Here is a 13,139-nt window from a genome sequence, read left to right as displayed (position 1 = left end):
AAAATTCAGGAAATATCACTCAAAAAAGCAAATTTCCGATTAAATTTAAATTTAAATCATGGTGTGGATAAGTTTATCCGCAAGCTGTGGATAAAATATAGCACAAAGTTATCCACAAATTAATAAAATCATAAAAACATAGATATCCACAATTTAAATTTATGTTTATTAAAAATAAAATATGCTTTTCCACAAAAAAAACCCACCCTAATAATAATAAATTTAAATTTATAAATTTGAATTTATTTATAGAAATGCGGTTTTGTGGGGATAACTCTAAAAAGTTATAAATTTAAATTCATTACCCAACACAATCATGTTTATTCACAACAGCCTGTGGATAATATTGTGAGTATTTCTGTTTATAACTTATGTTGTTTTATTAATCAATAATTTACACTGTGTATAAAATAGATACAATTTTTAATAATCTAACGATATGCTCAATCCGTCAATCTTGTAAAAACCGGCTTATTTTGAAAGAAAGTTTGTTTTTGATTGACAGCTCACTGAATGAACACTAAAATCGCGAACCTTCATAGAAAGATCATTTTTGGAGTTTCAATATGAAACGTACATTCCAACCATCAGAATTAAAGCGTAAGCGTGTTCATGGTTTCCGTGCTCGTATGGCTACTAAAGCTGGTCGTCAAGTATTAGCTCGCCGTCGTGCAAAAGGTCGTCATAGCTTAACTGTTTAATCTGTTAACGCTATTACGATTTTGGGTGTTATGACACTTTATGGCTTCAGCACAGATGTACGTATACGCTGTGCTGCCGATTATAAAAGTGTGTTTGATGGTGCGCTTTTTAAAGTGCATCAACCCCATTTCCTATTTCTTGCAAAAAATTCCGAACAGCCGAAAAGCCGTTTGGGTATTGTTGTTGCGAAGAAGAAAGTGCGTCGTGCACATGAAAGAAATAGAGTAAAACGTCTTGCTCGTGAAAGTTTTCGCCTGCATCAGCAGCAATTAGATTTATTAGATATTGTGGTCATGCCTAAAATGGGCATTGAAGCAGTGCCTAATGCAGAATTGCAGCAGCAATTACAATTTGCTTGGCAGAAATTGCAACGCCTTGCCAAAAAGCATAAAAAGATAGCTCCCTCCCCACAAAAGTAGAGAAGGCCAATGGTACGTTTACTGCATTGGTTGATTCGATTCTATCAGATCGCGATTAGTCCTTTATTGGGACCTCGCTGTCGTTATATTCCAACATGTTCTCAATATTCTTTGGAAGCAGTCCATACTTATGGGGCTCTGCGTGGTGCGTGGTTAGCTACTCAGCGTATTTGTCGTTGTCATCCTTGGGGGGGCTCAGGTTATGATCCGGTACCGCCAAAGGCAATTCGTTTTATTTCATTTCAGCAAATAGATTCTCAAACGCTTCACGTTGTTGTACCCTTTCGTGATCGTTTATTGAACCGAAATCACTCTAACTACTTGGGATAATAGATATGCAACAATGGGCCAGGTTTGCAATTCTAGGGGCCATGTTTGTCGTCGCATATTTGCTTATTTTGGCTTGGCAAAAAGATTATGGTCATGCAGAAACTCAACCGCAGCAACAAACTGCCGTTGTTTCACATGAAGTATCTGCAGATTTGCCAAATGGTCAAACCGCTGCTACTGCGTCTGACATGCCTCAAGCGAATATTGCGACTCAGCAAACTACAACAGATGCCACTGCACCTGTAAGTCAACAGCTTATTTCAGTACAGACTGACCTTTATCATCTTTGGATTAATCCTAAAGGTGGTGACATTGTTCGTATTGAATTATTGAACCATGATAAAGATAAAGACAGTAATGCGCCGTTCGTGATGCTGGAAAGCGATGCTCAGCGCACCTATGTGGCTCAGTCTGGATTGATTGGTTTAAATGGACCAGACAGTAACCGCAACGGTCGTCCGGTATATGAGATTGAAAAAGCGTCTTATACCTTGGCAGATGCCAAAGCGGAAAAAACCAAAGATGGTCAAGCGGTTAAAGTTTTATCGGTACCGATGGTCTATAAAACTGCTGATGGTGTCGAGATTATTAAGACCTTTAGCTTCAAACAAGGTGAATATCCGATTAGTGTCAGCCACAAAGTGGTGAACCGCAGTAGCCAGAACTGGCAGGGCCAGATGTTTGGCCAGATCAAGCGTGATAATTCGGATGATCCAGGTAAATCTTCCCAAGGTATTTTCACCCTCGGCACATTCCTGGGCGGTGCGTGGGGAACGCCAGATGAACATTATAACAAGCTGAAATTTGACAACTTCAACGATGAAAAGTTGAATGTGGAAGCCAAAGGCGGCTGGGTTGCTGTGGTGCAGCATTATTTTGTCAGTGCCTGGATTCCGGGGGATATTAAACTGACTCAAGCCAATGGTCAGCCTTATAGTGCCAAACTGGAATCTCGCCAATCTACCGATAATATGAACATTATTGGTTTCACTTCACCGACCATGAATGTACCTGCCGGTACCACGGCGGAAGTGGACGCGACTTTCTATTCTGGTCCTAAAATTCAGTCTGAATTGAAAGACCTCGCTGTGGGCCTGAATCAAACTGTTGATTATGGCTGGTTGTGGCCAATTGCCAAATTATTGTTCTTAGGTCTGCAGTTCTTCCATAACATTGTGGGCAACTGGGGCTGGTCAATTATCCTGTTGACTGTGTTGGTGAAGCTAATTCTTTGGCCATTGTCGTCCAAGAGCTACCGTTCGATGGCGAAAATGCGTGTGATTGCTCCTGAAATGCAACGCATGAAAGAAGAGTTCGGTGAAGACCGTATGCGCTTCTCGCAAGAAATGATGGCGCTGTATAAGCGTGAACAGGTCAATCCATTATCGGGTTGCTTGCCATTGCTATTGCAAATGCCGATTTTCCTGGCCTTGTACTGGGTATTGATGGAGTCGGTAGAACTTCGTCATGCACCATGGTTAGGCTGGATTCAAGATTTGTCTGCAATGGATCCGTGGTTTATACTGCCGTTACTGATGGGCTTGACCATGTTTATCCAGCAGTCCTTAAATCCGCAACCGGCTGATCCGATGCAGGCGAAAGTCTTCAAGATCATGCCAATTATCTTCACCGTATTTATGCTGTTCTTCCCTGCGGGCTTGGTGTTGTACTGGATTGTCAACAACAGTATTACCATCTTGCAGCAAGGTCTGATCAACAAAGGTGTTGAGAAAGAACGCGAAAAACGTGACGTTGTTTAAGTAACGACTGATTGCGAATAGCTGAATAAATCCGCTTAAGATGGTAATCTTAGGCGGATTTTTCTTTGGCTGTGATTTGGGATTTTTTAGGTGAATTTTATGCAAAACCTTACTACGATAGCTGCGATTGCAACTCCGCCCGGACGTGGTGGCGTGGGGGTAATTCGTCTGTCGGGTCCAAAATCTTATGCCATTGCTGAAGCTTTAACCCAAAAAGCCTTGCCTAAAGCCCGTTTTGCCGGTTTCCGCCAGTTTTATGATGCGGCTGGTGAAGTCATGGATGAAGGCTTGGCCATTTGCTTTCCTAACCCCCACTCCTTTACCGGTGAAGATGTGGTGGAGTTGCAGGGTCATGGTGGTCCGGTGATTCAAAATGCCCTGCTTGGCCGTTTGCTGGAACTGGGTGCAACCGCTGCCAAAGCCGGTGAGTTTTCCATGCGTGCCTTTGAAAATGGCAAACTGGATCTGGTTCAGGCCGAAGCGATTGCCGACCTGATTGATGCCACCTCCCAGGCCGCTGCGCGTTCTGCGGTACGCTCCTTGCAAGGTGCCTTTTCTACCCGGGTCAATACCGTGCTGGAGAAATTGATTCACCTGCGCCTGCATGTGGAAGCTGCTATTGATTTCCCGGAAGAAGAAATCGACTTTTTGGCAGACGGTAAAATTTTAGCCCTGCTGGAAGATGTGCAAAGTTCTGTCGCTGCCGTTCAGACCTCGGCACGCCAAGGCCAGCTATTGCGCGAAGGTTTGCAGGTGGTGATTGCGGGTAAACCGAATGCGGGTAAATCTTCCCTGCTGAATACCCTGGCGGGCAATGAACGCGCCATTGTGACCGATATTGCCGGTACCACCCGTGATGTGTTGCATGAAAAAATCACCTTGAATGGCTTGCCGATTACCCTGACCGATACCGCAGGTTTGCGTGAAACCGGTGATGTGGTGGAAAAAGAAGGCATCCGCCGCGCGATTAAAGAAATTGAACAGGCCGATTTGTTGCTGCTGGTCTATGACTTAAGCCAGGGCGAAGATCCGCTGCAATTGGCTCAAAACTATTTTGCCGAACATCTGGAACCGCGCCGTTTAATGCTGATTGCCAACAAGTGTGACTTGACTGGTGCAGCGGCTGCAATTGGCGACTATCAGGGTTTCCGTCATATTACCGTTTCTGCCAAGCAGGAAACCGGAGTTCAGTCACTCATAGAGGCGATTACAGCGCATGCAGGCTTCCAGCCGGAAGAAGATACCTTTATTGCCCGTACGCGTCATTTAGACGCAATGAAGCGTACTCAGGCCTATCTGGCAGAAGCGCGTGAACAACTGGTGGTGTATAACGCAGGCGAGTTGGTGGCGGAATCCCTGCGACTGGCTCAAAATGCCTTGGGCGAAATTACCGGGGACTTCAGTGCAGATGACTTGTTGGGCAAGATTTTCGGTTCGTTCTGTATCGGAAAGTAATTTCAAATTTATCCGATATTCTAATAAATTCCAGCAAGTTTTAATTTAAATAAAATAGCATTAAGTTTTAATTGCTTAGTGCTTTTTTTTATGTCATTTGATGATTCATTATCGTCTAAACCTGGATCGAATGGCATGATATTTTACTCGGCTATACATACCTCACTACATAGAAGAATATCTTAATGAAAATTTGGGCAATTCAATTCTGCCGAGAGTGAATACAAGGCGTTCAAGCGTTTTGAGAATGAGCCTACAATCTAGACTTGTGAATCAGACAATTAAAACTGAGAATAATTTTTTATCATTGAGGCAATGTGGACAGATGTTGATGTCAGAAAGTAAGAGGTAGAATCTCTTATGGAGGTGGTGAATGTTTGATGTCATGTTTTTGCGTGAATTATTAATTTCTTGGGTTCATTTCCTCCAATTATTTTTAGAAATGATTTCCGTGGTGTGTGTAATCATTGGCTTGATCAAAACCTCAATGGTGTTAATCCAGCTTAAATCAGGTCGCACAGCACGTTATTGTTTTGGAGATTGGCTTGCCACTGCACTTGAATTCCAGCTCGCCGCCGATATTTTAGCCACCACTGTCGATCCAGATCTGGATAGCTTGATTAAATTGACCATTATTGCCGTAATTCGTACTTTCTTGAATTATTTCTTAATCAAAGAGCTTGAACATCAACCTATGCAGGGAAAATGAGTTGAGGGAAAGACCAAATATAAAAACAGCTCTGCATTTGCTTTAATGCTTTATCTTCATGGGGCTTACATTTCCATGATCGCCCTCGCTATTCCGTTTTTGGGTCTGGTTTAAGCAAAATATTTTTCTACCTTAATATTTTTATGCCAAATTAATAAATATAGACAGAGCAAACAGAACGCGGCACAAAAACTGAGCACGCCTGCGGTTAAACCGAAATGATCGGCAAGATAGCCCACTGCAATAATGGGTAAAATGGTGCCTAAATATGCGACAAATAAATAGGTCGACATTACTGCAGCTCGATTGTGTGGATTGGTCATGGCGTGAATTAAGCCAAATGCCCCGATCAGGGCTAATCCATGCCCAACGCCAAGCAGTACATCACTGATAAAAAACAGAAAACTCCAGTGTAAGTACATACATAAACCCAAAATTAATAAACTGAACAACAGTGTATACAGCCCGTAATTCAGGCATTTTCTTGCAGGAATCGATCTGGAAAAATACTGCACCATTGCAGAAATCAGCAGAATGCAGGTAATGGCTAAGCCACTCACTAAAGGACCATGCCAGGGAATAATGACCTGTACAAATGAGGGGGAAAGCGAAGCGAATAGGCTGAACGCTGCAAAGGCGCAAAAGGCAGTCAAACCGGTAATATAAAATTCAGGACGGAATTGTGCTTCAGGACGTTCTAAACGGGGTGCAATTGAAAAAGCTTGTGCGGTAAATTCAGGCTGAGGCAGACGTAACAAGCCTATAAAACACAACACTGCCCCGATAATAACCGGAATATACGGAGTAAATAACGGGGTGGCAGAAAACTGGGCAATCAGTCCACCCACCAGGGGACCTAAACCAAAGCCAACGGCAGTAATCACCGAGCTGAGCTGTGGTGCATGGCTTTTATGCGATTCAGGAATGCTCCACATCAGTCCAATCAATGCCGATGTGGTCATTAATCCCGAGGCAATCCCGATAATAAAACGCCCCAAAGACAGCCATAGCGCATTGTTTGCAAACATGGACAGCAGAAGCCCAACTGTGATGATGACCAAACCCAGTTCTAAGGTTTTTAAAAAGCCAATGCTGTTACTGGTACGGCCTAAAAACAGCAGCGTGGCTAAACAGCCCAACATATAAGTGACAAAAATATAGGTGATATGACTCGGCAACAAATGCCAAAGTTGCTGATAGATGGGATATAAAGGGCTGGCCAGTGCCGTCCCCATCGTTCCAATACAAAGTGCCAGGCTGACCATTAAAAATGGGCGCCAGGATTGTTGATTTGTCATAGAGGGTCACAAAAATATTTGCCACAGCATTCAAAAGGGCAAATATGGGGAGAAAAAGGAGAATTTAGCGTACTGGCAATCCCTATATAGCGTCAATGGATAAAATGTAAGAAATCTAGCTATAACGTTTTAATAACTGAAGAAATTCTTCCAGTTCTGCTTCATTAATTGCTGTTTGTTCTCCAATCACGTGATGACGCAAATGCGCTTCAATAAGCTCATTCATCAGGCCATTCACTGCCCCCTTAATGGCTGCGACTTGTTGCAAAATACTGATACATGAATTTTCCGGATGATTTAACGCTTGCTCCACGGCATTGATTTGTCCTTGTAAGCGTTTGACCCGGTTTTGAATTTTCTTGTCCTGATGTAAATGCCCCAACATTATTCTCCAAAAATAAATATACTATGGGGGAGTATATTGAAAAGCTAGATTATGCAAAACGCCCCATTGACCCGCACCCACCATCATCAGTTTGATGAAGGTAATCCGCTTGCACAAAAACGTATTTTATTGGCGACCATTCTAACGGCAGTGATGATGCTATTAGAAGTGATTGGGGGCTGGATTTACAATTCTATGGCTTTGCTGGCGGATGGCTGGCACATGAGCTCGCATATGCTGGCGCTGGGACTGGCTTATTTTGCTTACCGTTCCGCACGCCGTTATGCGCAGGATCATCGTTTTAGTTTTGGCACCTGGAAAATTGAAATTTTGGCAGGTTATAGCAGCGCCATCTTGCTGATGGTGGTGGCGGTGTTTATGGCTTTTCAATCGGTTGAACGACTGCTTAACCCGATTGATATTCTTTATAATCAGGCCATTCCGATTGCAATTCTGGGCCTGGTGATTAATTTAATCTGTGCGTGGTTGCTGCATGATGATCACCATCACCATCACCATCACCATCACCATCACCATCACCATCACCATCACCATCACCACGATCATGCTCACGAAAATGAGCATACTCATACCGAGCATGACCTGAACCAGAAAGCCGCCTTTATGCATGTGGTTGCCGATGCGGTGACTTCAGTCTTTGCCATTATTGCGCTGTTTGCTGCCAAGTATTTGAATTGGACTTTTCTGGACGCCTTATTGGGTATTATCGGAGCCATTCTGGTAGCAAAATGGGCTTGGGGATTGATCAAGGAAACTGGAAAAACCTTGTTGGATGCAGAAATGGATCATCCTGTGGTAGAAGAAATTCGTGAGGTAATTGCAGAATTTCCAGTGGTAGAAATTACCGACCTGCATGTCTGGAAAGTGGGTAAAGGTAAATTTTCCTGTATTTTAGCTTTGGTCACCGATTCCAGTTTGAATGCAGACCAGGTTCGTGAGGCCTTATCCATTCATGAAGAAATCGTACATGTTTCGGTGGAAATTAATCCGCGATCAGTCAATGTTCCACGTGAAACCTTGCTGGGTTAATCTGTGGGTTTTCAGTAAGGCGAGCTAAAATTTTAAGATGAGCTGGCGGGTTTTTGGGTAGAATCAGCAGGAAAGATCTTAAAGCAATGAGCAAAACAGATGATTAAAAAAACATTGGCATGTGCCTTGATGAGTTTTATTTCCACTTTAACTTTGGCAAATGTCGATACGGTGAAAACTAACCTGAGCAAGCAGCATCCCAAACTGAACATTGAAAATATTCAAGCCACCGAAATGAAAGGGATTTATAGCGGCTCAATGGATGGCCAAGTGGTGTATTTGGGGGAAGATGCCCAACATATTCTGGTCGGTTCCATGTTCCGGTTAAGTGACCAGAAAAACCTGACCAAAGATTTAATACTCAAGCAGAACAGTATTGACTGGAAAAAATTGCCATTACAGGATGCAATCAAAACCGTGCGAGGTAATGGTAAACGCCAGATCGCGATCTTTTCTGACCCAAATTGCCCGTATTGTAAACAGCTTGAGACTGAACTAAGCAAATTAAAGGATGTGACGATTTACACCTTTATTTACCCCATTAAAACTCAATCTGTGGCCGTTTCTAAACAGGTATTTTGTGAGAAAGATCCAGCTTTGGCCTGGTCAAATTTGATCGCTAAAGGAATTCAACCCGGTGCCAATAAAAGCTGTGCCAATCCGATTGAGCGTAATTTAAGTTTAGGTAAAACTTTAGGTTTAACCGGGACACCCGCGATTATTTTCTCCAATGGCTTTAAAGTCATGGGCGCCTACCCTGCCCAGGAAATTGAAAAAATCTGGAAAGAACTGGGTTTATAAAATAGATTTGTGCTGATGCAAGGAACGATAAAAAAGCACCATGTACGGTTAATGCTGATCAGTTAAGGAGTTTAGAAATAAACTCTTTAATTTTTTAGTAATTCATGGCGGAGTCTTACCATTTTAAATCAATTTCTTGCAGCTCATTTGTTACTTTGGTTTTGCCCTGAGAAGCACTGCTTCGTAAGACCAAAGGCATCTTGCGGAGCAATGCTCCTCACCGCAAAACTCGTCAGCCACTATCAACTAACAAATTTGTCGCAGAAACAGTCGTTTTTTAATGTAGTCCGGCCTCAAACAGTTGCGGATGACTTTTCCCATAAATCAAATACAGTCATGAATTTAAGAAAAGAAAATGCCAGTCAATTTCTTAACTGACTGGCATTACCGTGTACGGTGCTTTTTTATGGCTGACTGCATGATTTGACAGGACATTTAACCCCTGGAATTCTTGGTCACCAGATTATAAAGAAACAGAATAATGATGGCCCCGATCACCGAAGCAATAAAACCTGCTGCAGAGTTTTCACCATACAGGCCGAGCAAGCGTCCACCATAAGTAGCCAATAAAGAACCTGCAATACCGAGCAAGGCAGTAATGAAGAATCCTGCCTTATCATCACCCGGATGAATAGCGCGTGCAATTAAACCTGCAATAAAACCGACCACGATAGCAACGATAAGTGACCACATCAGTCTTCTCCTTTTGTTATCATTTATTTAATTTCAATTCGCTTTCATTTTTATAATTAATCATTTATCGAACACGAAACAGATGAATCCTGCTAATAACTGTTGTTTTTTTGTGCCGCTTGCAATTTAAAGCATAAAAAAGTGGCCTTCGGCCACTTTAAGTATCTTTGCTTAGTCTTATAAACCAATTTCACCAATAAATGGAATATGGCGATATTTTTGATCATAGTCCAGGCCATAACCGACAATAAATTTATCTTCCACTTCAAAGCCCAGGAATTTCACTTCAAGTTCAATTTCACGGCGTGAGGGTTTGCTGATAAGCGTACACAGTTCAATAGAGTTGGGACCGCGAGTGCTCAAGATTTCCAGAACTTTGCTCAGGGTATTACCAGAGTCGATAATATCTTCCACAATCAGCACATCTTTACCGCGAATTTCGCCGTCCAAATCTTTTAGAATTTTGACGTCACGGCTTGAAACCGTACCGCCACCGTAACTGGATACGGTCATAAAATCGAGTTCATGTGGCTTGCTGATTGCACGACATAAATCCGCCATAAAAATGACAGAACCGCGAAGCAAGCCAATCAGCACCAATTCTTTGTCACTATTGGCATAGTGAGCATCAATTTTTGCACCAAGCTCTTTGACTTTGGCTTGAATTTCTTCAGTTGAGATCATCACACTCATATGAACGGTCATGGGGAGATACCTAAAAGCAAATCAAAAAATAAAAAAGGTGTTGACCAGCAACACCTCTAAAGCTATTTTAATTTTAATACATCTGTTTAAGAGATGCATCTTTTTTGCGCTTGTAAATCTCATTAGGCCTTGTGCTGCGCCGTATCACGTTTCAGTAAAAATGCACACACCAGGGCAATTCCACTCCACACAATGATCTTTTTAGCGGATTTTTTCTTCACTACACTTTTTGACATAGGCTGCTGCTCCATAAATATAGGTGGCATGGATATTACGGTCATCGCCAATGATCATCAGGGCAAATAAGGCATCTTCAATGCCTTTGGCGCGTTCCTGACGCAGTGACTGCAATGCAGTGGCTTTTAAATCCAGCACGATAAAATCGGCTTCTTTGCCCAGGTTAAAGTTACCCAGTTTATCCTGCAGATCCAAGGCTTTGGCGCCGCCCAAGGTCGCGTGATACAGAGACTCGAATGCCGAGAGTTTATCGCCCTGAAGCTGCTGTACTTTATAGGCTTCATTCAAGCTTTGCAGCTGACTGAAGGACGTGCCTGCGCCAATGTCTGTGCCTAAACCGACTTTAACCTGTTTTTCCCAGGTTTTTTTTAAGGGAAATAAACCACTGCCCAAAAATAGATTTGAGGTCGGACAAAAGGCGATGGCCGAGTCGGTGGCATGCATACAGTCCCACTCGGCATCTTCTAAATGTACGCAGTGGGCAAATACCGAACGTTGCCCGGTTAAACCATAATGGTGATAGACATCCAGATAGCCTTTTTGCTCAGGAAATAAATCTTTGACCCAGGCAATTTCATTTTTGTTTTCACTTAAATGGGTATGCACATACACATCGGGATACTCCCCTTTTAGCTGCCCTGCTTTAGCCAGTTGCTCTGGCGTCGAGGTCGGTGCAAAACGTGGGGTAATGGCATACAGGTTGCGGCCTTTGCCATGCCATTTTTCAATCAATGCCTTAGAGTCCTGATAAGCGGTCTCTGGCGTGTCACACAAATCTTCTGGTGCATGACGGTCCATCATCACTTTGCCGGCAATTAAACGCATTTGATACTGTTCTGCGGCTGCAAATAAGGCATCGACCGATTCCGCATGCACTGTACAAAAAACCAAAGCTGTGGTGGTGCCGTTTTTTAATAATTCCTGGACAAAAAACTGCGCGATTTTGTCGGCATAAGCTTTGTCTTTAAACTGCAATTCCGTCGGAAAAGTATAGGTATTCAGCCATTCGAGCAGCTGTTCCCCATAGGCCCCGACCATCTCGGTTTGCGGGAAATGGATATGGGTATCAATAAAACCTGGCACAATCAGCTTGTCGGGATAATGATGAACTTCAACATCAGCCGGAACATGCTGCTGGCCGCTTTGCCAGTCACCAAACCAGCGAATTTTGCCATTTTCGGCAATCAGTAAACCATCTTCTACATATCGCACTTGGTCGTGAATATCACGCGCTTGGGCAACCGTATTCTGAATATCTAGGAAGCGACCGCGAACCGCCGTCGTTGCAACTACAGAAGACATTGAAAACCTGCAATTTTGAATTTTTTCGATTGATTGTACCTGAAATTTTGCCCTTAAACCCGATCGGATGGGTTTCATGCTCTCCCCTGTGCGATGCATGGAGCGGCATGCGCAAGGATGAAAAACTGCATGGATAACTATCTCGTCGCTTGAAAGATGGGCAATAAAAAAGCCTTCCATCGCAGCGATGAAAGGCTCGGTCATTTGAATGAAAAATTAAAGTTGCTGTTGCTGCTTGTTGTAGCGAATCGACAGCCATGCGGTAATGGACAGGACAATTACAATAAAGCTGAGCGATATCCAGATTGGCATGTGGAACACATCCAGCATCAGCATTTTAAAACCGATAAACAGTAAAATAACCCCTAGGCCATAAGGCAGGTAATGCATTTTAGAGGCCGCCCCGGCCATTAAGAAGAACATGGCACGTAAGCCTAAAATCGCCATCAGGTTAGCGGTTAACACAATAAAGGGATCGGTGGTGACTGCAAAAATTGCCGGAATAGAATCGACTGCGAAAATGACATCGGAACCTTCAACCAAAACCAGCACTAAAAATAAGGGGGTGGCCCATAACACGCCGTTTTGACGCACGAAAAAGTTATGTCCGTCCAGATGCGGCGTAATACGCATATGTTTACGTAACCACTTGAGTAGGGCAATGTTTTCAATATCTGGATTATCTTCATGGCCTTTCAGGAATTTAAAGCCGGTATAGACCAAAAAGGCCCCGAAGATGTAGAGAATCCAGGAGAATTCTTGCACGAACCACGCGCCAATAAAGATAAAGATGGTACGTAAAACAATCGCGCCGAGTACGCCATAAAGCAGCACTTTACGCTGTAAGGCAGGAGGGATGGCAAAGGCTGCAAAAATCATTAACCAGACGAATACATTATCAATCGCCAGCGATTTCTCTAACAGATAACCCGCAAAAAACTCCATGGTTTTTTGATTGGCTAAGGCCACACTTGCAGTTTGCTGCAAATATAGCCATAAACCGCCTGCAAACAGGACTGAAGCAGTAACCCAGGCCACACTCCAATAGGCGGCTACCTTCACTTTAACGGGCTGGTCTTCGGTGTGTTTAAAACCAATAAAGTCGATAATCAGCATGACTGCTATCATCGCAAAAAAGGCCAGGTACAATCCAGGGTTGCCAATGGATTCCATAAAAATCTCCACATCTGACAACTGGCCATAAAAAACCTTGACCTGTTGCCAGATGATTTAAAAATCTCTGTCAACATGATCAAGGTCTTGCCTACATCTGAATATCTATATTTTGTAAAT

General features: G+C 43.1%; 14 protein-coding genes. 8 read left to right on the top strand and 6 right to left on the bottom strand.

Annotation, left to right across the window (positions count from 1 at the left end; genetic code table 11):
- Positions 1–566 precede the first annotated feature (566 nt).
- From rpmH to E0H88_RS06770, 6 genes are all read left to right on the top strand, one after another.
- Entirely contained in the window at positions 567–701 is a 135-nt protein-coding gene (gene rpmH, locus E0H88_RS06795; RefSeq protein WP_000831329.1) for a 50S ribosomal protein L34, read from the top strand.
- A 30-nt stretch (positions 702–731) separates the two neighbouring features.
- The gene (gene rnpA / locus E0H88_RS06790) at positions 732–1,121 is read left to right on the top strand and encodes a ribonuclease P protein component (protein WP_092820945.1); all 390 of its coding nucleotides are present in this window, start codon (positions 732–734) and stop codon (positions 1,119–1,121) included.
- Positions 1,122–1,130: 9 nt separating this feature from the next.
- The gene (gene yidD / locus E0H88_RS06785) at positions 1,131–1,451 is read left to right on the top strand and encodes a membrane protein insertion efficiency factor YidD (RefSeq protein WP_092820943.1); all 321 of its coding nucleotides are present in this window, start codon (positions 1,131–1,133) and stop codon (positions 1,449–1,451) included.
- Positions 1,452–1,456: 5 nt separating this feature from the next.
- The gene (gene yidC / locus E0H88_RS06780; protein ID WP_131273576.1) at positions 1,457–3,211 is read left to right on the top strand and encodes a membrane protein insertase YidC; all 1,755 of its coding nucleotides are present in this window, start codon (positions 1,457–1,459) and stop codon (positions 3,209–3,211) included.
- A gap of 99 nt (positions 3,212–3,310) precedes the next feature.
- Entirely contained in the window at positions 3,311–4,666 is a 1,356-nt protein-coding gene (gene mnmE, locus E0H88_RS06775) for a tRNA uridine-5-carboxymethylaminomethyl(34) synthesis GTPase MnmE (protein WP_131273575.1), read from the top strand.
- A gap of 373 nt (positions 4,667–5,039) precedes the next feature.
- A complete protein-coding gene (locus E0H88_RS06770; protein ID WP_131273574.1) occupies positions 5,040–5,375 on the top strand; it encodes a DUF1622 domain-containing protein in 336 nt (111 codons plus the stop codon).
- A 110-nt stretch (positions 5,376–5,485) separates the two neighbouring features.
- Here E0H88_RS06770 and E0H88_RS06765 read toward each other — a convergent pair whose 3' ends face one another.
- Positions 5,486–6,673, bottom strand: coding sequence for an MFS transporter (locus tag E0H88_RS06765; RefSeq protein WP_171458671.1), 1,188 nt, complete (start codon positions 6,671–6,673; stop codon positions 5,486–5,488).
- 115 nt (positions 6,674–6,788) lie between these two features.
- Positions 6,789–7,055: a metal/formaldehyde-sensitive transcriptional repressor gene (locus E0H88_RS06760; protein ID WP_092820981.1), complete on the bottom strand. Its 267-nt coding sequence runs from the start codon at positions 7,053–7,055 to the stop codon at positions 6,789–6,791.
- Positions 7,056–7,109: 54 nt separating this feature from the next.
- Between E0H88_RS06760 and dmeF the strand changes: the two genes are divergently transcribed.
- Entirely contained in the window at positions 7,110–8,108 is a 999-nt protein-coding gene (dmeF, locus tag E0H88_RS06755) for a CDF family Co(II)/Ni(II) efflux transporter DmeF (RefSeq protein WP_131273573.1), read from the top strand.
- Between the two features lie 99 nt (positions 8,109–8,207).
- A complete protein-coding gene (locus E0H88_RS06750; protein WP_131273572.1) occupies positions 8,208–8,909 on the top strand; it encodes a DsbC family protein in 702 nt (233 codons plus the stop codon).
- A 435-nt stretch (positions 8,910–9,344) separates the two neighbouring features.
- Here the strand turns inward: E0H88_RS06750 and E0H88_RS06745 are convergent, their stop codons facing one another.
- The 4 genes from E0H88_RS06745 to E0H88_RS06730 form a co-directional block, all read right to left on the bottom strand.
- On the bottom strand, positions 9,345–9,602 hold the full coding sequence (locus tag E0H88_RS06745) for a GlsB/YeaQ/YmgE family stress response membrane protein (protein WP_092820933.1): 258 nt from the start codon (positions 9,600–9,602) through the stop codon (positions 9,345–9,347).
- Positions 9,603–9,779: 177 nt separating this feature from the next.
- The gene (hpt, locus tag E0H88_RS06740; RefSeq protein ID WP_092820932.1) at positions 9,780–10,307 is read right to left on the bottom strand and encodes a hypoxanthine phosphoribosyltransferase; all 528 of its coding nucleotides are present in this window, start codon (positions 10,305–10,307) and stop codon (positions 9,780–9,782) included.
- A gap of 201 nt (positions 10,308–10,508) precedes the next feature.
- Positions 10,509–11,846 (bottom strand): guanine deaminase, encoded by a 1,338-nt coding sequence (gene guaD, locus E0H88_RS06735; RefSeq protein WP_131273571.1) that lies wholly within the window; start codon positions 11,844–11,846, stop codon positions 10,509–10,511.
- 216 nt (positions 11,847–12,062) lie between these two features.
- Entirely contained in the window at positions 12,063–13,019 is a 957-nt protein-coding gene (locus E0H88_RS06730; protein WP_131273570.1) for a TerC family protein, read from the bottom strand.
- Between the last annotated feature and the right edge of the window lie 120 nt (positions 13,020–13,139).

It is taken from the genome of Acinetobacter sp. ANC 4216 (genome assembly GCF_004331195.1).
Lineage (GTDB): Bacteria > Pseudomonadota > Gammaproteobacteria > Pseudomonadales > Moraxellaceae > Acinetobacter > Acinetobacter kookii.
This window is presented reverse-complemented; position numbering and strand designations above follow the sequence as displayed.

Coding starts and splice junctions, on each gene's coding strand:
- hpt (WP_092820932.1), bottom strand. CDS start 10,307: ATGACCGTTCATATGAGTGTGATGATCTCAACTGAAGAAATTCAAGCC.
- E0H88_RS06730 (WP_131273570.1), bottom strand. CDS start 13,019: ATGGAATCCATTGGCAACCCTGGATTGTACCTGGCCTTTTTTGCGATG.
- E0H88_RS06745 (WP_092820933.1), bottom strand. CDS start 9,602: ATGTGGTCACTTATCGTTGCTATCGTGGTCGGTTTTATTGCAGGTTTA.
- E0H88_RS06750 (WP_131273572.1), top strand. CDS start 8,208: ATGATTAAAAAAACATTGGCATGTGCCTTGATGAGTTTTATTTCCACT.
- guaD (WP_131273571.1), bottom strand. CDS start 11,846: ATGTCTTCTGTAGTTGCAACGACGGCGGTTCGCGGTCGCTTCCTAGAT.
- E0H88_RS06765 (WP_171458671.1), bottom strand. CDS start 6,673: ATGACAAATCAACAATCCTGGCGCCCATTTTTAATGGTCAGCCTGGCA.
- yidD (WP_092820943.1), top strand. CDS start 1,131: ATGGTACGTTTACTGCATTGGTTGATTCGATTCTATCAGATCGCGATT.
- rpmH (WP_000831329.1), top strand. CDS start 567: ATGAAACGTACATTCCAACCATCAGAATTAAAGCGTAAGCGTGTTCAT.
- yidC (WP_131273576.1), top strand. CDS start 1,457: ATGCAACAATGGGCCAGGTTTGCAATTCTAGGGGCCATGTTTGTCGTC.
- dmeF (WP_131273573.1), top strand. CDS start 7,110: ATGCAAAACGCCCCATTGACCCGCACCCACCATCATCAGTTTGATGAA.
- mnmE (WP_131273575.1), top strand. CDS start 3,311: ATGCAAAACCTTACTACGATAGCTGCGATTGCAACTCCGCCCGGACGT.
- rnpA (WP_092820945.1), top strand. CDS start 732: ATGACACTTTATGGCTTCAGCACAGATGTACGTATACGCTGTGCTGCC.
- E0H88_RS06770 (WP_131273574.1), top strand. CDS start 5,040: ATGTTTGATGTCATGTTTTTGCGTGAATTATTAATTTCTTGGGTTCAT.